The following is a 21,117-nucleotide window of genomic DNA, read 5'->3' on the forward strand; positions in this document are numbered from 1 at the left end:
AGCCACCCCTATTTGGCCAAACCTACGCAAATCCGGCATTTTTCGCAAGAATTGAAATGCAACAATCCTTAGTGACCAGATATGTGCTTGACACGTTCGAAACGTTTAGATTAGCGTTCAAACAATCGAAGACGACGGAGGGAGGCCGTCCTTTGCCATGCAGCGCGTTGATTCCACCACGACTGGCAATGCGGCCGCCGACGGTCCAACCGTCGTCCTGAGCGCGACCGGCATTTCCAAGCGGTTCGGCGGCATCGCCGCGCTGTCCGATGTGAGCCTGGACCTCAGGCCCGGCGAGGTGCATGCGCTGATGGGCGAGAACGGCGCCGGCAAGTCGACGCTGATGAAGATCCTGTCGGGCGTCTATACCGACTACGAAGGCGCCGTGGCGATCGACGGTCAGGCAGTCCGCTTCACCGGCGTCCGCGACGCCGAGGACGCCGGCATCGCCATCATCCACCAGGAGCTCAACCTCGTCCCCGAGCTCAGCGTCGCCGACAACATCTTCCTCGGCCGCGAAAAGCTGATCGCCGGGCTGGTCGTCGACCGCAAGGCGAGCAGCCGCACTGCCAGCGCGTTGCTGCAGCGTCTCGGCATCGAGCTCGATCCCGAGGCGCGTGTCGGCACGCTCAGGGTTGGCGAGCAGCAACTGGTGGAGATCGCCAAGGCGCTGTCGAAGTCGGCGCGCATCCTGATCATGGACGAGCCGACCTCGGCGCTGTCGCCGGCCGAGTGCCAGAGACTATTCCGCATCATCGGCCAGCTCGCGGCAAGCGGCGTTGCGATCGTCTACATCTCGCATCGCATCGACGAGGTCATGCATCTGGCCAGCCGGGTGACGGTGCTGCGCGACGGACGCCACGTGCTGACGCGGGACATGGCAAAGCTGGACGAAGACGCCATCATCTCCGCTATGGTCGGGCGCGACCTTCTCGCTTCCTCCGATCATGAGCGCGGCCCGGGCGGCGAAGCGGTGCTCTCGGTCAGGGACCTGTCGCTATCGAAGCCCGACCGGCATGGCTGGCGCACGATGATCGACGGCGTCAGCTTCGATCTTTCGGCCGGCGAGATCCTCGGCATTGGTGGGCTGCTGGGTTCCGGCCGCACCGAGATCCTGGAGGCGATCTTCGGCTCCAGCGACGGCCGCACCGGCGGCGAGATTCGGCTCGACGGCGTGCCGGTCGAGATCGGCTCGCCGCGCGAGGCCCGCCGGCTCGGCATTGCTTTGGTGACCGAGGATCGCAAGACGCAAGGCCTGCATCTCCAAGCCTCGATCACCGACAATGTCGCGCTGCCTCTGGTCGGCGCGCTGGCGCGCTTCGGCCTGCGCTCGCGCTCGGGCGAGCGCGGCCTGGCACGCGACGCGGTCGGCGCGCTCGGCATACGCTGCGAAAGCATCGAGCAGGCCGCCGGCACGCTGTCCGGCGGCAACCAGCAGAAGGTGGTGATCGGCAAGTGGCTGGCGACCCGGCCGCGCGTGCTTCTGCTCGACGAGCCGACGCGCGGCATCGATGTCGGCGCCAAGCGCGAAATCTACGACCTCGTCTTCAAGCTGGCCGGCGACGGGCTGGCGATTGCCGTGATCAGCTCCGAACTGCCCGAGCTTCTGCATCTGGCCGACCGCATCCTGGTCATGGCCGAGGGCCGCCAGCGCGGGATCCTGTCCCGCGCCGAGGCCAGCGAGGAGGCGATCATGCGGCTTGCCGCGCCAAGACTTGCCACACCAAGACGGGCAGCGAGACCAGCCGCATGAACCTTATCAGCCTTGTTTCCCGCACCAAGCTGTACTGGGGGCTGATCGCCATCTTCCTGATCGGCGTGTTCGGCTCGCCGATCAGCTCCAAGGGCAACAACATCTTCCTGTCCTACGGCAACCTGCTCGACGTGCTGCGCCAGGTGTCGACCACCGGCCTCATCGCCACCGGCATGACGGCGGTGATCCTGACCGGCGGCATCGATCTTTCGGTCGGCTCGCTGATGGCGATCTGCTCGGTCGTCTGCGCCATGCTGCTCACCGTGCCGGGCGTCACGCCGTCGGCGGCGCTCGGCGTGCCGACGACCGCGCTGGCGGCGCTTTGCCTCGGCGTGCTGGCCACCCGCTTCATCCTGCTCAACATCGAGAAATCCCGCGCCGGGGCGGAAGCCGGGCGCGACGCGCGACTGGACAAGGCGCGCGGGCTGATCATTCCGGGCGTCGTCGGCGTGGCGCTGTGCTGCCTTTCGCTGTGGTACCTGCTGCCGCAGGTCGAGACCAAGTTCGGCGTGCTCGGCGTGCTGCTGGTGGCGCCTTGCGTCGGCCTTCTGTTCGGCACCATCAACGGCTTCATCATCGTCGCCGGCCGGCTGCAGCCCTTCATCGTGACACTTGCGATGATGGTGACGGCGCTCGGCATCGCCAGGCTCACCGCCGGCCAGAACAACGCGGTGCTGCCGGTCTATACCGGCTCGAACGCCACCGCCGATTTCGAGATCCTGCGCTCGCTGGTGTTCGGCATCGTGCCGATGCCGGGCCTGTTCTTCCTCGGCGCGGTCGTGATCTACGGCGCGGTGCTGCGCTTCACGCCCTTCGGCCGCTATGTCTACGCCATCGGCGGCAATGAGGAGGCGGCGCGGCTTTCCGGCATCGCCGCCGGGCGCGTCAAGATAGCCACCTATGCGGTGTCGGGCCTGCTCGCCGGCATCGCGGCGGTGCTCTACGTGGCCCAATACCGCCAAGGCAAGCCCGATGCCGGCGCCGGACTGGAGCTCGACGCCATCGCCGCCGTGGTCATCGGCGGCACCAGCCTGATGGGCGGGCGCGGCAGCCTGGTCGGCACCTTCTGCGGCGTGCTCATCTTCGGTCTGCTGTCAAACATCTTGCAGCTGCACAACATCAATTCGAACCTTCAACTGGTTCTGAAGGGGGCGATCATCATCGGCACCGTGCTCGTGCAGGAGCGCAACGCCGGCGATCTTCTCAGCTATCTGCGCCTGCCCGGCGGACGGGCGGCGCAAAAGGAAACGGCCGCAGCCAAGCGGCCGTCACAGGAGACCTCGTCTCTATAATCCGGAGGAAACAGGACCATGAAACGACGTGAAATGCTGAAGCTCGCCACCTTCGCGGCGGCGCTTGTGACGACCACCGCGCTCTTTTCCGGCAGCCATGCCTTTGCCCAGGACAAGAAGTGGAAGATCGGCTTCTCGCAGGTGACGACCATCGAACCCTGGCGCGCCCAGTTCAACAAGGACATCATCGCGGAAGCCGCCAAGCACCCGGAGGTCGAACTGATCATCACCGACGGCGAGGACAAGACCGAAAAGCAGGTCGCCGACGTCGAGAACCTGATCCGCCAGGAGGTCGACGCGCTGCTGGTCTCGCCGAAGGAGTCGGCCGGCCTGACCGGCGTGGTGCAGCAGGCGATCGACGCCAAGATCCCGGTCTTCGTGCTCGACCGCAATGTCGAAACCAAGGACTACACGCAGTTCGTCGGCGGCGACAACAAGCTGATCGGCCGGGCGGCTGGCGAATATGCCGTCGAGCTCCTGGGCGGCAAGGGCAAGGCGGCCGGCAACGTCGTCGAGATCTGGGGCGGCATGGGCACGCAGCCGGCGCATGACCGCCATGACGGCTTCCATGAATTCACCGACAAGGAGCCGGGCATCAAGTACCTGCTCGACCAGCAGTCGGGCGACTGGAAGCAGGACCAAGCCTATAACATCATGGCCAACGCGCTGAAGACCAACGAGAAGATCGATGTCGTCTACGGCCACAACGATCCGATGGCCTATGGCGCCTATCTCGCGGCCAAGGATGTCGGGCGCGAGAAGGACATCAAGTTCATCGGCATCGACGGCCTGCCCAATGAAGGCGTGCAGATGGTGAACAAGGGCGAGCTGACCGCGACCTTCACCTATGTCACGCCGGGCGCCGAGGGCCTGCGCCAGGCGATCAAGTTCCTGAAAGGGGAGAAGGTCGAGAAGACCATCACCCTGCCGACGGAAAAGATCACCAAGGACAACGCCGCCAAGATCCTGAAGGATAACGGGCTCTAGGTTCTGTTTGACGCAATTCCGAACGGAAAACCGCTGCGGCTTTTCGTGGAATTGCTTGAAGTCCGCAATCCCCTGCCGGGCTATGCGCCCGGCAGGGCTTTGCCCGAGCGCCAGGCGCTCCCCACAGCTTGCCGCCGGATGCGCGAAGCGTCGCCGCAATGCTGATTTTCCGCTCTTTCGCGACCGAAAGTCACGCCCGAAACAGCAGGTCCTGACCTTGGCGGTCGGCAGATCTGCACGCCCTAAGCGGCACCGTTTCAAAAAAACCAAGCCGGAACAGTGAGATAGATCGACCTCAGACCGGCTCGGACGCAGAGCGCGACGGGTGTCTTGCGGGTCGCTGCCGAGACGATGGACAGCTTGCGCAGGATGCTTGCGCCTTGTGTCGCCTGTTCTTATATACGCGCCAGCCGTCCAGCCCTAAAAAGCGGGGACCATGACGGGATTTCTTGTGAACAGGGGCTTTCGTCGGAACGCCTTTTGAAGGGTCCAGAGAGCCTGCTTAGAGGAGAGATTAGAACAATGGCAAAAGTTATCGGTATCGATCTCGGCACCACCAACTCGTGTATCGCCATCATGGATGGCAAGGACCCCAAGGTGATCGAGAATGCTGAAGGCGCGCGCACGACGCCTTCCATCGTCGCCATTTCGAGCGACGGCGAACGTCTCGTCGGCCAGCCGGCCAAGCGCCAGGCGGTCACCAATCCGGAAAACACCATCTTCGCGGTCAAGCGCCTGATCGGCCGCCGCTATGACGACCCGGTGACGGAGAAGGACAAGAAGCTTGTCCCCTACAAGATCGTCAAGGGCGACAATGGCGACGCCTGGGTCGAGGCCGGCGGCAAGAAGCAGTCGCCCAGCCAGATCTCGGCCATGATCCTGCAGAAGATGAAGGAGACGGCGGAAGCCTATCTCGGCGAGAAGGTCGAGAAGGCGGTCATCACCGTTCCGGCCTATTTCAACGACGCCCAGCGCCAGGCGACCAAGGACGCCGGCAGGATCGCCGGCCTCGAGGTGCTGCGCATCATCAATGAGCCGACGGCCGCCGCACTTGCCTATGGCCTGGAGAAGAAGGACGGCAAGACCATCGCCGTCTATGACCTTGGTGGCGGCACCTTCGATATTTCCGTGCTGGAGATCGGCGACGGCGTCTTCGAGGTGAAGTCGACCAATGGCGACACCTTCCTCGGCGGCGAGGACTTCGATATGCGTCTTGTCGAGTATCTGGCGGCCGAGTTCAAGAAGGAGCAGGGCATCGACCTCAAGGCCGACAAGCTCGCGCTGCAGCGCCTCAAGGAGGCCGCGGAAAAGGCCAAGATCGAGCTGTCGTCGACGACGCAGACCGAGATCAACCTGCCCTTCATCACCGCCGATGCCAGCGGCCCGAAGCACCTGACGATGAAGCTCACCCGGGCGAAGTTCGAAAGCCTGGTCGAGGATCTCGTGCAGCGCACCATCGACCCCTGCAAGGCGGCGCTCAAGGATGCCGGCCTGAAGGCGGGCGAGATCGACGAGGTGGTCCTGGTCGGCGGCATGACCCGCATGCCCAAGATCCAGGAGATCGTGAAGCAGTTCTTCGGCAAGGAGCCGCACAAGGGCGTCAACCCGGATGAGGTCGTGGCGCTTGGCGCCGCCATCCAGGCCGGCGTGCTGCAGGGCGACGTCAAGGACGTGCTGCTGCTCGACGTGACGCCGCTGTCGCTGGGCATCGAGACGCTGGGTGGCGTGTTCACCAGGCTGATCGAGCGCAACACCACGATCCCGACCAAGAAGAGCCAGACTTTCTCGACCGCCGAGGATTCGCAGTCGGCGGTGACGATCCGCGTCTTCCAGGGCGAGCGCGAGATGGCGGCCGACAACAAGATGCTCGGTCAGTTCGACCTCGTCGGCATTCCGCCGGCCCCGCGCGGCGTGCCGCAGATCGAGGTCACGTTCGACATCGACGCCAACGGCATCGTCAATGTCTCGGCCAAGGACAAGGGCACCGGCAAGGAGCACCAGATCCGCATCCAGGCTTCGGGCGGTCTGTCCGACGCCGACATCGAGAAGATGGTGAAGGACGCCGAGGCCAATGCCGACGCGGACAAGAAGCGCCGTGCCCTCGTCGAGGCCCGCAACCAGGCCGAAGCGCTGGTGCATTCGTCCGAGAAGTCGCTGAAGGACTATGGCGACAAGGTCTCGGAGGCTGACCGCACCGCGATCTCGGACGCGATAGCCGCGCTGAAGACCGCAGCCGAGGGCGACGACCCGGCCGACATCGAGGCCAAGTCGCAGTCGCTCGCCGAAGTGTCGATGAAGCTCGGCCAGGCCATGTACGAGGCCTCGCAGAAGGAAGCGGCCGAAGCCGACGCCAAGGCGGACGCCGCCAAGGATTCGGACGTGGTCGATGCCGACTTCGAGGAAATCGACGAAGACGACGAGAAGAAGAAGTCGGCCTGAGCCGGCTGACGGCGGATCATGCGAAAAGCCCGGCGGAAGGCCGGGCTTTTTTGCAACCCCAGTCGAAAAAGTGACAGAAAAACCCGGAGCGGCCCGGCTTAGTACTAGCATCCGGGAAACATCGCTCCTAAATCCAAGAACGTGCCGGCAAACGTCGCCAACAATGCTTGAAGACATTGAGCATCCGGACAGCGGGAAAAAATGAAAGCTGATTTCTACGAAACGCTGGGCGTGCAAAAAGGCGCCGACGACAAGGAACTCAAGAGCGCTTTCCGCAAGCTCGCCATGCAGTTCCATCCCGACCGCAACCCCGGCGACCACGCCTGCGAGCACAAGTTCAAGGAGATCAACGAAGCCTACGAGACGCTGAAGGACCCGCAGAAGCGCGCCGCCTATGACCGTTTCGGCCACGCCGCCTTCGAGGGCGGCATGAACGGCGCCGCGCACGGTTTCGGCGCCGGCGGCTTCGCCGACATCTTCGAGGATATTTTCGGCGACATGATGGGCGGCCGCCAGCGCCGTTCGTCGGGCGGCCGCGAGCGCGGCGCCGACCTGCGCTACAACATGGAGATCACGCTGGAAGAAGCCTTTTCCGGCAAGACGGCGCAGATCCGCGTGCCGGCCTCGATCTCCTGCTCGGAATGCTCCGGCAGCGGCGCCAAGCCCGGCACGCAGCCGGTGACCTGCTCGATGTGCCACGGCCACGGCAAGGTGCGCGCCACGCAGGGCTTCTTCTCGATCGAGCGCACCTGCCCGCAATGTCAGGGCCGGGGCCAGACGATCAAGGACCCCTGCCCGAAATGCGCCGGCCAGGGCCGCGTCACCGAGGAACGCTCGCTGTCGGTCAACATCCCGGCCGGCATCGAGGACGGCACCCGCATCCGGCTGGCCAATGAGGGCGAGGCCGGCTTGCGCGGCGGACCGCCCGGCGACCTCTACATCTTCCTGGCGGTCAAGCCGCACGAATTCTTCCAGCGCGACGGCGCCGACCTCTATTGCAAGGTGCCGATCTCGATGACGACGGCAGCCCTTGGCGGCTCCTTCGAGGTCACTACGCTCGATGGCACCCAGACCAAGGTCAAGGTGACGGAAGGCACGCAGAACGGCCGCCAGTTCCGCTTGAAGGGCAAGGGCATGCCGGTGCTGCGCCAGCCCAATGTCGGCGACCTCTACATCCAGACGGCGGTCGAGACGCCGCAGAACCTGACGCGTCGCCAGCGCGAACTGCTGGAAGAGTTCGAGCAGATCTCCTCGAAGGACAATTCGCCCCAGTCGAGCGGCTTTTTCGCGCGCATGAAGGACTTCTTCGAGTCGTTCGGCGAAAACTGATTGCCGCAGGCGCGCATTTCGCACGGCATCGGGGCGATCCGGTGCCCAAGCGTCATCAACACCTTATGCCAGCTTGACGCCTTGCCTTGTCCCACCCACCTGCTAAGTAGCGGAGCGGGAGGCTGAGCATTGAGGAGAGCTCGTGATGGCACGTAGTCCCGGGTTGCGCAAAGCGCTGGCCGAAAAATTCGACGACGAGCTGAAGTTCTTCAAAGGCTGGATCGACAAGCCGAAAACGGTCGGCTCGATCGTTCCCACCAGTTCCGTCACCGCCCGCAAGATGGCGTCGATCGTCAATCCGAGATCGGGCCTTCCGGTGCTCGAAGTCGGGCCCGGCACAGGTGTGATCACCCGCGCCATCCTGGCCCAGGGCGTGAAGCCCGAAAACCTCTACGCGGTCGAATATTCGACCGACTTCGTGCGTCATCTGCGCGGGCTCTATCCCGGCGTCAACGTCATCGAGGGCGACGCCTTCAATCTCAATGCCACGCTCGGCGACAAGCGCGACATGGTGTTCGATTCGGTCGTCTCCGGCGTGCCGCTGCTCAATTTCCCCGTTGCCCAGCGCATCGCCTATATCGAAAGCCTGCTCGACCGCATTCCCGCCGGACGGCCGATCGTGCAGCTGACCTATGGCCCGCTGTCGCCGATCCCAGCCGGGCGCGGCGACTACACGGTCGAGCATTTCGATTTCATCTTCCGCAACATCCCGCCGACGCAGCTGTGGATCTACCGGCGCGCAGGCCATTAGTTTCTACCTGCGAAAGTGTTTCGGGCATCGCCAGTGGCGGCAGCGTGCTGGCGACTGGCCGAAACGCCCGTCACTTCGTCATCCAGGGGCGGAGCAAGGAGCGAAACGACGCGGCGCAGACCCGAGGATCATTCCGTGACTTCGAAGCGTTGCGACGATCCAGAATTCTGCCCCGCTGCGCTCTGCGATTGGGGTAACGGAATGAATCCTCGGGTCTTCGCGACGCCGCTTCGCGGCTGCTTCGCCCGTGGATGACGAAGTTGGTAGGTGGCGACCAATCCTCGAACGTTTTCTGCCACCCCTCGTTGATTTGAATGCTCCTTGGCTGTACCTGTCCCCGAACAAGGGTGGCCAATGGCAGTGATCCCACGAATTCTCGTCTTCGCCGGCTCGGCCCGGAGCGGCGCCTTCAGCGGCCGGACCGCCGATGTGGCGCAGAAGGAACTGGCCATGCAGGGCGCGGAGGTGACGCGCATCTCGCTCGGCGACTATCCGCTGCCGATCATGGACGAGGACCTGGAAAAGGAAAAAGGCATCCCCGAAAACGCCATCAAGCTCGGCCGGCAGATTGCCGCGCATGACGGGCTGCTGATCGCGACGCCCGAATATAACGGCTCGATCCCGCCATTGCTCAAGAACTCGATCGATTGGGTGAGCCGGGTACGGCGCGAGGGCAGCCATACGTTCAGGCCGCTTGCCGGCAAGCCGGTCGGGCTCTGTTCGTCCTCAGGGGGCAAGTTCGCCGGCATACGTTGCATCAACCATTTGCGCGCGGTGCTGGTGCGCTGCCAGATGGAGGTGATCACGCCCGAATGCTCGGTCTCCGAGGCCGGCGAAGCATTCGCCGAGGACGGACAATTCAGGGACGCCAGACTACAGCAATCGATGGAGCGCCTATGCCGTACACTGATCGAAACCTCGCGCATGCTGTCCACCCGGATCGAGGCGTGATCAATTTCGCGGAGGCCGACACTATGCGGGACAGGCTGATCGTTGGGCTGGACCTGCCGACGCTGAAGGAGGCTGAGAGAGCGGTGCGCGAGCTCGAAGGCGCTGTTTCCTTCTACAAGATCGGCTACCAGCTCGCCTTCGCCGGCGGATTGGACTTCGCGCGGGAGCTCGCCAGTGGCGGCACGAAAGTGTTCCTCGACATGAAGCTGCTCGATATCGACAACACGGTCGCCAAGGGCGTCGAGAACATCGTCAAGATGGGCATGACGATGCTGACGCTGCATGCCTATCCAAAAACCATGAGAGCGGCTGTCGAGGCGGCCAGGGGCAGCGAGCTCTGCCTGCTTGGCGTGACGGTGCTGACGTCGATGGACGAGCAGGACGTGATCGACGCCGGCTATGAATACGACCCGCACACGCTGGTGCTCAGGCGCTCCGAACAGGCGCTGCATGCCGGCATGGGCGGCATCGTCTGCTCGGCTGAGGAGGCCGAGGCGGTGCGCCGCATCGTCGGACCCGATCTGGCGGTGGTGACGCCGGGCATCCGGCCGGCCGGCAGCGCCCATGGCGACCAGAAACGCGTGGTGACGCCGGCGCAGGCGATCCGCAACGGCTCCAGCCACCTTGTCGTCGGCCGGCCGATCGTCGCCGCGCCGGACCGGCGCGCTGCGGCCGAGGCGATACTCGCCGAAATGCAATCCGCCTGAGGACCGGCCCTCTTTCGCGAAAAACAACAGGAGAAAAAGAATGCCGAAGGGATATTGGATCGCCCGTGTCGATGTGCGCGACGCCGAGGGCTACAAGGACTATGTTGCCGCCGCGAAGCTCGCCTTCGACCGCTTCGGCGCGAAGTTCCTGGCGCGCGGCGGCGAGCACGAAAAGGCCGAAGGGCCGGGGCGCGCCCGCAACGTCATCATCGAGTTCGAATCGCTGGCGACCGCGCATGACTGCTACCACTCGCCGGAATACCAGCGCGCCGCCGCCATCCGCCAGAAAGTCGCCGATGGCGAGATCGTGCTGGTCGAGGGCGTCTAGGTTCGGCGAGCAGGCAGATCGGCTGTTGCTGCGCGGCTTACATTGGAGATTGCCGAAAACGCCCAGCTGTCGTCATCCACGGGCGGAGCGAGGAGCGAAGCGACGCGCGCAGACCCGAGGATCCATTCCGTGACTTCGAGGCGCCGGTGCGGTCCAGAATTCTGCTCCGCTGCGCCCTTCGGCCGCGGCAACGGCATGGATTCCAGGGTCTGCGCGCGTCGCTACGCTCCTTTCTCCGCCCTGGAATGACGAGGTTGTTAGATCTCGGCCACTCTGGAGGTCACGACATCAACCTAATGGCGGCCGTCTCCGCCATCGCGTCCGCAAGGCTCATCCCCCACTGCTTGCGGCAATAGTCGCGGAAATCGAAGCAAGGCAGGCCGGGGCAGACTTCGAACTCGATGAGGTGCACGGTGTCGTCGGCCTCGACCCTGAAATCGACGGAAAAGACATCCCGCAGCCCGAGACCGCTTATCAGTTTCTGCGCGATGGCGCGGATTTTTCGGTCCGCCTCCGGCTGACTCGCGCCGACGGCCTCGAGCTCCGGCTCGGCATAGGTGCCGGCATCCTTCGCCGCCTGGCCGGTCCCGCCATAGAGCGCCATCGAATCGGCCATGGTCTGGAAATCGCCGCCGGAATCGACAAAAACGATGCCGAGCGCGTCCGTGCCGGTTTCCTGTTTGAGCCCGAGGAAGCTCGCCCGCACGTTGCGGCCGGCGACATAGGGCTGGACGACGACATCGTCGCGGTAATGCGAAAAAATACGCCGGCTAAGCTCCAGCGCATGGCCGAGATCGGCGGTGCGCGAATCCGGCCAAATGCCGATCTTGGCGCCGAGCCGGTTGGGTTTCACGAACCAGCCCTTGGGCGAGGCCGGTGGCTCGACCAGCCATGTGCCGTTGCGCGCAAGGCCGGCCTGCGGCGCCGGCAGGCCGAGCGCGCCGAGCACGGCGCCGGAACGCAGCTTGTCCTGGCAGAGCGCGAACAGCGAATCGTCGGCGCCGACGGTGCGCAGCCCCTTTAGCCGCGCCAGCGCCGGTGCTGCGCCGCCACGGAAGTAGGCGATACCGTCGGTAAGCGTCCAGACCAGCGTCGTTGCCGGATCGGCCCCCGCCAGAACCGGCGCCGCGTTGTCGAGCTCGACAGGCCTGAAGGCGAGGCCGCGCCTTTCGCAAGCCTCGGCAAGCTGGTTGAATTCCGGCGCAAGATCGGTCGACTGCGCCAGATAGGACGAGATCTCGATGGCGCGCTCCGCTGGATAGCCCTGGGCGACCAGCCGGTCGAAACAGGGTTTTTCCGGTTCGTAGACAAGGATCAAGGTCGGCTGCGGCATCGAAAGCTCCGGGAAATCAGGCGCGTACCATCGCATGCCCGAAGTGGCCGGCTTGCGGGAAACCGACCGAACCGAGGCGATTGCGCGACAGTAAGCCGGCCACCTCATCTCTTGTTTGATGCAATTCCGGATGAAACACTACGGCGAAGATTGCTCCAATTCCTCAGCACGGGGATTTGACCGCCGGCTATGTTTGCCTTGGGGCGGCATGCCTCGGAGATTAGCCGAAACCCCATCACAATCGTCATCCACGGGCGGAGCAAGGAGCGAAGCGACGCGCGCAGACCCGAGGATCCATTCCGTTACATCGAGGCGCCGCTCGCGGTGCAGAATTCTGTTCCGCTGCGCCCTTCGGCCGAGGTCACGGAATGGATTCCAGGGTCTCCGCGACGCCGCTTCGCGGCTGCTTCGCCCTGGAATGACGAGTTGAGAGGCTCGGCCAATCTCCGGCGTTTGCGCTGATTTCATGGAATGAACGGTGAAAACCTTGCCTGCCGACAACCAGGACGCTTTCAAAACCCCTGTGTCGAGGAATTATGCGATCAGCACGCGCGGCTCGAAGCGCCCCTTGACTGGAATGTCGAGCAGGAAGGTCATGCCGGCCTGCGGGTCGAGCGCGCGCTGCTTCTCGTCCTTGCCTTTCCAGGCGGAGGTCACCGCCAGCCGGTCGGCCTTTGAACCGACAAAAGCGGGGCAGGAGGCCTGCGTCACCGGCATGGCGATCTCGCGCAACAGCGTGCCGTCTGGCGCATAGGCCTTAACCGCCTTGCCGCCCCAGACGGCATTCCACAGCACGCCGTCGCGGTCGACGACCGAACCGTCGATATAGCCTTTCGAGGAGCGATGATCGACGAACACTTTCACTTCGCCGGCCGGCAGGCCGGTCGCCGGATCGCAGGCAACGCGCATCAGAAGCCCGGTCGCGGTGTCGGTGTAGTAGGCGATTTTGCCGTCCTCCGAGAAGCAGATGGAATTCGAGACTGTGATGCCCGAAAACAGCCTGCGCAATTCGCCCTTGAAGAACCAGTAGATCGACCCGGCGCCCTTCTGCTCGTCCTTGCCCATCGTGCCGGTCCACAAGGCGCCGCAGGGATGAACCCGCGAATCGTTGGAGCGCGTCAGCGGATTGTCGGCCTCGATCGGCGTGTGCAGCGTCAGCTTGCCGGTCTTGACGTCCCGGACTTGCAGGCCGACCTCGGTGGCGATCAGCTGGCGGTCGGCGTCGATGACCGCAATGGCGCTGGCCATGACGCCTAGATCATGCACTTTCAGCGCGCCGGCGAGCGGCTTTTCCAGAAGCTTGCCGTTGATAATGTCGAACCAGAACAGCGTGTCGGCGGCGGGATCGTAGCTCGGGCCCTCGCCGAGCTCGCAGATATGGTCGGAAAAAACCGAAACGCCATTCATCACGCCACTCCGAAAGCTTCATCCCAGGCGGCGACCGCGGCGCGGGCGCGCTGCGCCACGTCCTCGACGCTCGCGCCCGGCTTGTAGAGGCTCGATCCCAGCCCGAAGACACTGACGCCGACCGCTTTGTAGCCGGCGAAATCCTTGTCGGAAACGCCGCCGACGGCGCCGACAAGCGTCGTTGCCGGCAGCACGGCGCGGATCGCCGCGATGCCGCTCGATCCAAGCACGCTTGCCGGGAAGAATTTCAGCGCCGAGGCGCCGAGGCGGATCGCCTGGAACGCTTCGGTCGGCGTGAACACGCCAGGCATCGTCACCATGCCGTATTGCATGGCACGGCCCATGACCTCGGCATCGATGTTGGGGCTGACCAGCAACTTGCCGCCGGCCTTGTGCAAGGCATCGACGTCCGTCGCCGTCAGCACCGTGCCGGCGCCGATCAGCGCGCTTTTCGGCAGCGCCTTGACCAGATCGGCGATGGAGAGGAACGGCTCCGGCGAATTGAGCGGCACTTCGATCGCCTCGATGCCGGCATCGTGGACCGCCCGGCCGATCGCCACCGCCTCGGACGGCTTCAGGCCGCGCAGGATGGCGACAAGGCCGCGCTTCAGTTTCGGGAAGTGTGCGGTCTGGCTCATGAAGCGCCTCCAATCATGCCGTTCTCGCGCGCGGCCTCGACGAGGCCGGCGCGCACCGCTTCATCGGCGTCCACGCTGCGAAAGGCAAGGCCGGCGAGGCTCAGCGCTGTGCCATAAAGCTCGGCCAGCGCGCCGGAGGCGATCAGCGCCACCGGCGCATCGCTGGCGCCATAGCGGCGCCTTGCCGAGGCGATCTCGCCGCCGATCAGAAGCCCGGACAGGCAGGCCGCCGCATCATTGGGCTGCAGATCCTGCAGAAGCCCGGCGGCGCGGATGGCAAACAGTTTCGAGGTGACGTCGCCGCCTTCGCCCAAAGCCCGCTCGCACCACTGACGGAAGAACGGGCTGCCCGCGGCAACCGGAGCGGGATGCTCGCCCAGCGAGTGTTTCAGGATCGAGTGCGTGGCCAGCACGGAGAACAATTCGCCGGTGGGCCAGGTGCCGAAGCCCGTGACCGCGCCGTCCGCGACCGCGACCCATTTCGAATGCGTGCCGGGCATGCAGACGAGGTGGCGCCCCTTTGCCGGCAAACCGGCGCCGGCAAGCTGGGTTTCCTCGCCGCGCATGACGTCGGGCGCGTCGGCCAGGCGCTGCGCGAGGCCGGGCACGATGCGGATGTCGCGGCGCGAGCCCGCGATGCGGGCGGCGCCGCGCAAGATCGCGCCGATCGGCGCCGGCACGGTGACGTAAGGCGCCTCGATCCAGCCCTGCCGAGAACCGGCCATGCCGCAGATGATGACCGGCAACATGTCCGGCGCGCCCATCGCGGCAAGATGGCCTTCCAACACGTTCGAAAAGCCCTTTTCGCGGGCGGTGATCAACCCGTCATCGCCGCGCCGCTCGGCAAGCACCTTGCCCGAGCCGTCGAGCAGCCAGGCCCTGAGCCTGGTCGTGCCCCAGTCGAGCGCGGCGACCGCTGGTGCCGGGCTCACAGGAAACCTCCATCGACGATCAGCATCTGGGCTGTCAGCATGCGCGAGGCGTCCGACGCCAGGAACAGCACCGTGCCGACCATGTCGTCGGGCTGCATGACATCCTTGATGCACTGCTTGGCGACATGGGCGGCGAGCGCCTCGTCGGTGACCCAGAGCTTGCGTTGCCGTTCGGTGATGACCCAGCCTGGCGCCACCGCGTTGACGCGAATGCGGTCCTGCCCAAGCTTGCCGGCAAGGCCCTTGGTCAGGCCGAGGATGCCCGCCTTGGCCGCGGTGTAGGCCGGCATATCGGGGTGGTTGATCAGATAGGAGGTGGAGGTGAAGTTGATGATCGAGCCGCCGCCGGCCCGCTTCATGCCGGGCGCCACGGCCTGGGCGGTGAAGAAATGCGGGCGCAGGTTGATCGCAAGGTTGTTGTCCCAGAACTCGACGGTGACGTCTTCCACTGCGTGACGCTCGTCGAGCGCGGCATTGTTGACCAGCACCGTGACGTCGCCATGCGTCTCGGCCGCCTTCGCGGCGGCGGCGCGCAGCGCGTCGATGTCGCGCAGGTCGGCGCTGAGGTAGAGCGGGCGTCGGCCGAGCTCCTTCTCCAGCCGGTCGGCAAGGGCGGTGCTTGGCTTGTCGGCGATGTCGATGAAAGCGACCTTGGCGCCCTGCCGCATAAAGCCTTCGGTGAGCGCAGCACCAATGCCGGAACCGCCGCCGGTGATCAGCACCGAGGCGCCGTCGAGGTCGGCGAAACGCGCCGATGGCATCATGATCCGTTCTCCCGTTTTGCCGGCGCGCATCCTAGCCACGCCGGGCCCGGGAGCAAGGACGAAATGGCGGTTTCGATAGCTTATGTCCGACAAATGATCGACGCGCCGCAGGCGGCGGCGGCCGGTCTTCCGAACAGCCGGAAAGCTCTAGTTCCCCGACATAGGGATTTTGAAAGGTTGCCGTTTGTCTTGGTGCAAGATTTTCCGTTCATTTCCGTGAAATCAGCACAACGCCGGGGATTGGTTGAAGTCGCCCCAACCTCGTCATTCTATGGCGGAGCAAGGAGCGAAGCGACGCGCGCAGACCGTAGAATCCATTCCGTGACTTGGAAGCGCCGCCACGGTGCAAAAATTCTGCTCCGTTGCGATCCTTGGCGAAGGTAACGGCATGGATTCCAGGGTCTTCGCGACGGAGCTTCGCTCCTGCTCCGCCCTGGAATGACGATCGCGATGGGCGTTTCGGCCAATCTCCAGCGCATGCGATCAACGCAAACAGAGCCGATCGGTCAAAATCCCCTGTGCTGGGGAACTAGTCAGATCGCCTTTGCGTGCAGCGCGCCGCGATAGGAATCTCGCAGATAGCCGAGCGTGGCGTCGGCATCGGCCGGCTTGCCGAACAGATAGCCCTGCCCGCCAGCGCAGCCGAACTGGACGAGGCGGTCGGCCTGCGCTTCGTCCTCGATGCCTTCGGCGACAACATCCATGCCGAGCCCTTCGCACATGGCGAGGATGGCGCGGATGATGTGCTCCGACGGCCGGTCGTCGAGGATGGAGGAGACGAAGGCGCGGTCGATCTTGAGCTTGTCGAAATGGAACTCGCGCAGGCGGCCGAGCGACGACTGGCCGGTGCCGAAATCGTCGAGCGAGACGCGGATGCCGACGCGGCGCAGGTCCTCGACGATCTTCTCGGCCGAGGCCGGATCGTTCATCAGGCCAGTCTCGGTAATCTCGATCTCCAGCCGGCGCGGATCGAAGCCGGTGCGGTCGAGGATGGCCAGGATATGCAGGCCGGTGTTCTGGTCGACGAGCTGCGAGGGCGACAGGTTGAAGGACAAGAACAGCTCCTTCGGCCAGCTGCGCGCCGCCTCCGCCGCCTTGCGCAGCACCAGCTGCGACAGCGGGCCGATGATGCCGCGTTCCTCGGCGATCGGGATGAAGACGGATGGCGGCACGACGCCGAGGTCGCGGTCGGTCCAGCGCGCCAGCGTCTCGAAGCCGATGGTGCGGCGGCTGCTCAAATCGACGATCGGCTGGAAATGCGGTTCGACCTCGCCGGCCGAGACGGCGCGGCGCAGCGCCTGCTCGATGCGGGTGACGCGCTTGGCCGCCTCTTCCATCTCGCGGGTGTAGACGACGACGCGGCCGCGGCCCGAACGCTTGGCGTGATAGAGCGCGGTCTCGGCCTTGTTGAGAAGGATCTCGGTGGTCTCGTCGCCGGAATAGAACAGCGAGCAGCCGACCGAGGCCGAAAGCCTTGCGGTGCGCTCGCCGACATCATAGGGCGCCGACAATATCTCGATCAGCATGCGCGACGTCTCGGCCGCCTGCTCCTCCGAGAACACCATCGGATAGAGGTAGGCGAACTCGTCGGCGCCGATGCGGCAGACCGTGGAATAGCCGTCCATCGAAGCGCGCAGCCGCATCGCCACCTGGATCAGGATGTCGTCGCCGGCCTTGTGGCCGAACAGGTCGTTGATCGGCTTGAAGCCGTCGAGGTCGAGGATGCCGACGGTAAAGGGCGCGGGATCGTCGGCGCGGTCGCTGATCAGGCGATCGACCTTGTCGAAGAAGCGACGATGGTTGCCGAGCCCGGTCAACGAATCCGTGAAGGCTAGATCCGTATTTTCCTTGCCTGGCTGGCCGGTGCCAAACGTCGTTTGCATCATGCCTCTGTTCTGATGTCGGTATTTATGGCCAGAGTGGCAGCAAAGCGTTTAGGAAAAGTATCGGAAAATCGATTTTTCCATCGTCCAGAAGCTGCTTGGCACGTCGCCGGCTCAGCTTTGGACAAGAAATGGCAGCCCAACCTCCAATATTCGTTTATGCATAATTGCTAATATAAGTATCGAACGGTCTCTTCTGGAATGCAATTGCGCAGCAAACGCCGTTTCGCACCTTCAGGAATTGCTTTAGCCAGCTTGCTTTAGGCGATAGAGCTCGATCGGGCTGCCTTTCTCGCCGATCGGCTCGAGCCAGTCCGGCACGGAGCCGCGCAGCAGGCCGGCAAGGAAACCCTGCGGCGCCTTCCGGGTCAGGATCAGGGTCTCGACATTGCCGCGGCAGATGGCGACGAGGCCGACGCGATGCGCCTCGACGATTGCCCGTGCGTCATCGGCTGAGCCGAGAAAGGCGTCCAGCGCCAGGAGATTGCCGGCGACGTTGCGGTGATAGGGGCCGGCGAAAACGCGATGGCCGCTATAAGCGAGGACCGGCGCTCCGAGATTGGAGATCGTCAGCACGGTGGTATCGGCCATGCCGCCGAGTGGCGCAAAACTGGCCTTCTTCTGGCAAGTCATGTCCGTGGTGCCGCCGTCGGCGACGGGCTTGTCTTTTTCCAAGGCGACCGAGGCGGCCGCGGCGACGCCTGTCCAGACCGGGTTCATCGAGATCAGCCAGACGGCCGCAAGGCGCAGCGCCACGCCCAGCGAGGAGCTTGTTTCGGCCCGCGCCCGCCATTTGGCGATCCAGGCCGACAGCGGAACGACGGCAAAGGCGATCGAGAAGGTGGTGCCGCGCACCTGCCAGGCGCCGACCGCGAAGGCGACGACGAGCAGTGCCGCAACGAGGCTGTCCTGCCGCCGCCAGCCGCCGCGGCGCAAGTGCCGTGCCATCAGGACGATCGCGATCAGCGGCGTGGCGTAACGCGCCGCCACGCGCGCCGGATCGCGGACAAGCAGCGCGAACAGCGACTGGGCCTCGTCGATATGGTCGAGCCACAGTTCCTTGAGGCGTGGATCGAGGGAGGCATAAGGCGCGGAGAGGCATTGCGGGAACAGCACCGCTACGACCACGCCGAGCACGACCCCCAGAAGGGCAAGCGACCCCAGCCTGCGCGGCCAGCTGCCGGCGGCGGGCTCGACGGAGGCGATAGCGGCAAGCCCCACGCCGGCAATGGCCGCGACGACGAACTGCGCGACCGAGAAGGCGTCGCACTGCGCCACGCCCCATGCGGAAGGCGGAACGGTGATGGCGAAGACAAGCGCCGCGACACCGGCGAAGCCGAGGCCGAAATCCCGGGCGATCGCCCGTTCGCCGCCTGGATCGGCGACGAACAGCAGCGCCACGCAAACACCTATGGTGGCGACGTAGGGCACGGTTTCCATGCCGACGGCGAGCGTCAGCGCCGCGCAGAGGCCGGACAAGAATGCGGCCCAGCGTCGGGAGGGCGCATCGAGCAGCAAAGCGAGGCTCCCCATGGTCAGCATCAGCTGGGCGTTGTGGTGATCGAGCGCGCCGGGATCGTAGATGCCGATGAAATAATAGCCGGCGGCGCCGATCAGGATGGCGGGCAGCACCGCGCCGCCACCGCCGAAGCTGCGCGCGGCGCGGGCGGTAAAGAACAAGGTCGACCAGAAGAGCAGCGCCGGCCACATCACCTGCGCCACGTCCTCGCCGAGCGGCCTGCTGCCGGTGAGCGCCGAGGCGGCAAATGCGATGGCGGCGATCGGCGCGTCGACCAGCCGCGACCAGTGCATGACGAAGCCGCCTTCCAGCCCCATCCGGTATTGGTGCAGGTCGAACCAGCCCTGACCGGCGAGCAGGTCGCGGACCTCGACGAGGCGCAGCAGATTGTCGTTGTCGCCGCCGGCATCGGTCAGTTGGCCAAACCCGGCCCATGCATTGATAGCGAATGCGAGCAGGGCCGCAAGCAGCGCCAGCGCCAGATCGGACTTCCAGGCGGCGGCGCCGGTCTCGGCTGTGCCCATTGCTGTGGCCTTTGAAGGGAGAGGATCGGTTTTAAACCTAGCCTTAACGGCTTCAATAAATAGTAAAACGGCTCGACAGGGCCGGCATGAGGACGGCCGGAGGCTGGATCGGGCGTCCGGAGACAGACATGCCGCATGCAGTCCGCCACGAGCCGGTCATCGCCGTGCTCCTGCCTTGCTACAACGAGGAGCTGACGATCGGCGACGTCGTGCGGCGCTTCCGCGAGACGCTGCCTTCGGCCGCGATCTATGTTTACGACAACAATTCCAAGGACCTCACTGCGCTGAAAGCCCGAGCCGCCGGCGCCACCGTCGTGCGCGAGCCGCGGCAGGGCAAGGGCAATGTGGTGCGGCGCATGTTCGCCGACATCGACGCGGATATCTATGTGATGGCCGACGGCGACGGCACCTATGCGCCGGAGGATGCGCCGCAGCTGATCAACGTCCTGCAGACCGAGCGCTCCGACATGGTGGTGGGCACCAGGCGCGGCGTGAGCGACGATGCCGGCCGCAACGGCCACGCTTTCGGCAACCGCATCTTCAACCGCCTCTACAAGGGTCTGTTCGGGACCGACTTCACCGATATCTTCTCCGGCTACCGGGTGTTTTCGCGCCGCTTCGTCAAAAGCTTTCCGGCCGTTTCCGGCGGCTTCGAGATCGAGACCGAGATGTCGGTGCATGCCTCGCAGCTCAAGCTGCCGGTGAGCGAGATGGCGCTCGATTACGGCCGCCGCCCGGAAGGCTCGTCGTCGAAGCTGTCGACCTTCCGCGACGGCGCCAGGATACTGTGGATGTTCGCCATGCTGGTGAAGGAGACGCAGCCGTTGCGCTTCTTCGGCACGTTCGCGCTGTTCTTCCTGGCGGCCAGCATCGGCCTGATGATCCCGGTGCTGGTCGAGTTCGCGCAGACGGGGCTGGTGCCGCGCATGCCGACCTGGGTGCTGTCGATCGGCATGCTGCTGTTGGCCATGCTGTCGATGATGACCGGGCTGATCCTCGATTCGGTGTCGCGCGGGCGGGCCGAGCAGAAGCGCATCTTCTATCTGTCGATTTCCTCCGGCCGGGCCGAGCGCGGAATATCCGGACAGGCCTCGCCCAAGAGCGAGGCGGGCAAGTCCTCGCGGGCGGCATAGTGGACCGCCTCGTCCGCTTCATCCTTACCGGCGGCATCGGCTTCGTTGCTGACGCCGCGGCGCTCTGGCTGCTGCTTGCCGCCACGCCGCTCGGCCCGATGGCGGCGCGCCTGCTGTCGATCGGCTTCGCGCTCTGCGTCACCTGGCAGATCAACCGCCATCTGACCTTCGCGCCGTCGAGCCGGGGCATCGCGCAGGAAGGCGCCCGCTATGGCGGTGTCGGCGTCGCCGCCGGCGTCGTCAACTATCTAGTCTATTGCGCCGTCCTGTTCGCCCTGCCGGCGCTGCCGCCGCTGGCCGCGCTGGCCTTTGCCTCGATCGTCGCGATGGCGCTGTCCTTCCTCGGCTACTCCAGGCTGGTCTTCGACCGCTGAGCGTCTGCACCAAGCGAGCACGATTGGCAGGCGCCGCCGATTTCCCTATATCGGGCGTCTGAGTTCCCCGGAG

General features: G+C 65.0%; 18 protein-coding genes. 11 read left to right on the top strand and 7 right to left on the bottom strand.

Features of this window, described 5'->3' with window-relative positions; all coding sequences use genetic code 11:
- Window positions 1-157: 157 nt before the first annotated feature.
- The 9 genes from LB520_RS17110 (at window position 158) to LB520_RS17150 (ending at window position 10,537) form a co-directional block, all read left to right on the top strand.
- A complete protein-coding gene (locus LB520_RS17110; protein WP_224638256.1) occupies window positions 158-1,753 on the top strand; it encodes a sugar ABC transporter ATP-binding protein in 1,596 nt (531 codons plus the stop codon).
- A complete protein-coding gene (locus LB520_RS17115; protein ID WP_224532183.1) occupies window positions 1,750-3,045 on the top strand; it encodes an ABC transporter permease in 1,296 nt (431 codons plus the stop codon). The genes LB520_RS17110 and LB520_RS17115 overlap by 4 nt, the downstream gene beginning before the upstream one ends.
- Before the next feature lie 18 nt (window positions 3,046-3,063).
- Window positions 3,064-4,032, top strand: a complete 969-nt coding sequence (locus LB520_RS17120) for a substrate-binding domain-containing protein (RefSeq protein WP_224638257.1) — start codon at window positions 3,064-3,066, stop codon at window positions 4,030-4,032.
- 522 nt (window positions 4,033-4,554) lie between these two features.
- Window positions 4,555-6,471, top strand: coding sequence for a molecular chaperone DnaK (gene dnaK, locus LB520_RS17125; protein WP_140845306.1), 1,917 nt, complete (start codon window positions 4,555-4,557; stop codon window positions 6,469-6,471).
- 201 nt (window positions 6,472-6,672) lie between these two features.
- On the top strand, window positions 6,673-7,800 hold the full coding sequence (gene dnaJ, locus LB520_RS17130) for a molecular chaperone DnaJ (protein WP_095769451.1): 1,128 nt from the start codon (window positions 6,673-6,675) through the stop codon (window positions 7,798-7,800).
- Window positions 7,801-7,945: 145 nt separating this feature from the next.
- The gene (gene pmtA, locus LB520_RS17135) at window positions 7,946-8,551 is read left to right on the top strand and encodes a phospholipid N-methyltransferase PmtA (RefSeq protein WP_224630046.1); all 606 of its coding nucleotides are present in this window, start codon (window positions 7,946-7,948) and stop codon (window positions 8,549-8,551) included.
- A 354-nt stretch (window positions 8,552-8,905) separates the two neighbouring features.
- Window positions 8,906-9,502, top strand: coding sequence for an NADPH-dependent FMN reductase (locus LB520_RS17140; RefSeq protein ID WP_140700581.1), 597 nt, complete (start codon window positions 8,906-8,908; stop codon window positions 9,500-9,502).
- A gap of 23 nt (window positions 9,503-9,525) precedes the next feature.
- Window positions 9,526-10,209: an orotidine-5'-phosphate decarboxylase gene (gene pyrF / locus LB520_RS17145; protein WP_224532197.1), complete on the top strand. Its 684-nt coding sequence runs from the start codon at window positions 9,526-9,528 to the stop codon at window positions 10,207-10,209.
- A gap of 40 nt (window positions 10,210-10,249) precedes the next feature.
- Window positions 10,250-10,537, top strand: coding sequence for a DUF1330 domain-containing protein (locus LB520_RS17150; RefSeq protein ID WP_140725241.1), 288 nt, complete (start codon window positions 10,250-10,252; stop codon window positions 10,535-10,537).
- A gap of 280 nt (window positions 10,538-10,817) precedes the next feature.
- Here the strand turns inward: LB520_RS17150 and LB520_RS17155 are convergent, their stop codons facing one another.
- From LB520_RS17155 to LB520_RS17185, 7 genes are all read right to left on the bottom strand, one after another.
- Window positions 10,818-11,870 carry a D-alanine:D-lactate ligase-like protein gene (locus LB520_RS17155; protein ID WP_224638258.1) on the bottom strand — a complete coding sequence of 351 codons (1,053 nt, stop codon included), beginning with the start codon at window positions 11,868-11,870 and terminating at the stop codon, window positions 10,818-10,820.
- A 534-nt stretch (window positions 11,871-12,404) separates the two neighbouring features.
- A complete protein-coding gene (locus LB520_RS17160; protein WP_224638259.1) occupies window positions 12,405-13,277 on the bottom strand; it encodes an SMP-30/gluconolactonase/LRE family protein in 873 nt (290 codons plus the stop codon).
- Window positions 13,277-13,915 (bottom strand): 2-dehydro-3-deoxy-6-phosphogalactonate aldolase, encoded by a 639-nt coding sequence (locus tag LB520_RS17165; protein WP_224638260.1) that lies wholly within the window; start codon window positions 13,913-13,915, stop codon window positions 13,277-13,279. Before LB520_RS17165 ends, LB520_RS17160 begins: the two co-directional genes overlap by 1 nt.
- Complete coding sequence (locus LB520_RS17170) at window positions 13,912-14,847, bottom strand: 2-dehydro-3-deoxygalactonokinase (protein ID WP_224638261.1); 936 nt, start codon at window positions 14,845-14,847, stop codon at window positions 13,912-13,914. The genes LB520_RS17165 and LB520_RS17170 overlap by 4 nt, the downstream gene beginning before the upstream one ends.
- Window positions 14,844-15,611, bottom strand: a complete 768-nt coding sequence (locus LB520_RS17175; protein WP_224638262.1) for an SDR family NAD(P)-dependent oxidoreductase — start codon at window positions 15,609-15,611, stop codon at window positions 14,844-14,846. The genes LB520_RS17170 and LB520_RS17175 overlap by 4 nt, the downstream gene beginning before the upstream one ends.
- Before the next feature lie 533 nt (window positions 15,612-16,144).
- Window positions 16,145-17,494 carry a putative bifunctional diguanylate cyclase/phosphodiesterase gene (locus LB520_RS17180; protein WP_140635945.1) on the bottom strand — a complete coding sequence of 450 codons (1,350 nt, stop codon included), beginning with the start codon at window positions 17,492-17,494 and terminating at the stop codon, window positions 16,145-16,147.
- A 246-nt stretch (window positions 17,495-17,740) separates the two neighbouring features.
- Window positions 17,741-19,537 (bottom strand): GtrA family protein, encoded by a 1,797-nt coding sequence (locus LB520_RS17185; RefSeq protein WP_224638263.1) that lies wholly within the window; start codon window positions 19,535-19,537, stop codon window positions 17,741-17,743.
- 128 nt (window positions 19,538-19,665) lie between these two features.
- Between LB520_RS17185 and LB520_RS17190 the strand changes: the two genes are divergently transcribed.
- On the top strand, window positions 19,666-20,670 hold the full coding sequence (locus tag LB520_RS17190; RefSeq protein WP_224638264.1) for a glycosyltransferase: 1,005 nt from the start codon (window positions 19,666-19,668) through the stop codon (window positions 20,668-20,670).
- Window positions 20,670-21,044 carry a GtrA family protein gene (locus tag LB520_RS17195; protein WP_224630055.1) on the top strand — a complete coding sequence of 125 codons (375 nt, stop codon included), beginning with the start codon at window positions 20,670-20,672 and terminating at the stop codon, window positions 21,042-21,044. The genes LB520_RS17190 and LB520_RS17195 overlap by 1 nt, the downstream gene beginning before the upstream one ends.
- Window positions 21,045-21,117 lie beyond the last annotated feature (73 nt).

The organism is Mesorhizobium sp. CA12 (genome assembly GCF_020165255.1).
Taxonomy (GTDB): Bacteria; Pseudomonadota; Alphaproteobacteria; order Rhizobiales; family Rhizobiaceae; genus Mesorhizobium.

Coding starts and splice junctions, on each gene's coding strand:
- LB520_RS17110 (WP_224638256.1), top strand. CDS start 158: ATGCAGCGCGTTGATTCCACCACGACTGGCAATGCGGCCGCCGACGGT.
- LB520_RS17115 (WP_224532183.1), top strand. CDS start 1,750: ATGAACCTTATCAGCCTTGTTTCCCGCACCAAGCTGTACTGGGGGCTG.
- LB520_RS17120 (WP_224638257.1), top strand. CDS start 3,064: ATGAAACGACGTGAAATGCTGAAGCTCGCCACCTTCGCGGCGGCGCTT.
- dnaK (WP_140845306.1), top strand. CDS start 4,555: ATGGCAAAAGTTATCGGTATCGATCTCGGCACCACCAACTCGTGTATC.
- dnaJ (WP_095769451.1), top strand. CDS start 6,673: ATGAAAGCTGATTTCTACGAAACGCTGGGCGTGCAAAAAGGCGCCGAC.
- pmtA (WP_224630046.1), top strand. CDS start 7,946: ATGGCACGTAGTCCCGGGTTGCGCAAAGCGCTGGCCGAAAAATTCGAC.
- LB520_RS17140 (WP_140700581.1), top strand. CDS start 8,906: ATGGCAGTGATCCCACGAATTCTCGTCTTCGCCGGCTCGGCCCGGAGC.
- pyrF (WP_224532197.1), top strand. CDS start 9,526: ATGCGGGACAGGCTGATCGTTGGGCTGGACCTGCCGACGCTGAAGGAG.
- LB520_RS17150 (WP_140725241.1), top strand. CDS start 10,250: ATGCCGAAGGGATATTGGATCGCCCGTGTCGATGTGCGCGACGCCGAG.
- LB520_RS17155 (WP_224638258.1), bottom strand. CDS start 11,870: ATGCCGCAGCCGACCTTGATCCTTGTCTACGAACCGGAAAAACCCTGT.
- LB520_RS17160 (WP_224638259.1), bottom strand. CDS start 13,277: ATGAATGGCGTTTCGGTTTTTTCCGACCATATCTGCGAGCTCGGCGAG.
- LB520_RS17165 (WP_224638260.1), bottom strand. CDS start 13,915: ATGAGCCAGACCGCACACTTCCCGAAACTGAAGCGCGGCCTTGTCGCC.
- LB520_RS17175 (WP_224638262.1), bottom strand. CDS start 15,611: ATGATGCCATCGGCGCGTTTCGCCGACCTCGACGGCGCCTCGGTGCTG.
- LB520_RS17180 (WP_140635945.1), bottom strand. CDS start 17,494: ATGCAAACGACGTTTGGCACCGGCCAGCCAGGCAAGGAAAATACGGAT.
- LB520_RS17185 (WP_224638263.1), bottom strand. CDS start 19,537: ATGGGCACAGCCGAGACCGGCGCCGCCGCCTGGAAGTCCGATCTGGCG.
- LB520_RS17190 (WP_224638264.1), top strand. CDS start 19,666: ATGCCGCATGCAGTCCGCCACGAGCCGGTCATCGCCGTGCTCCTGCCT.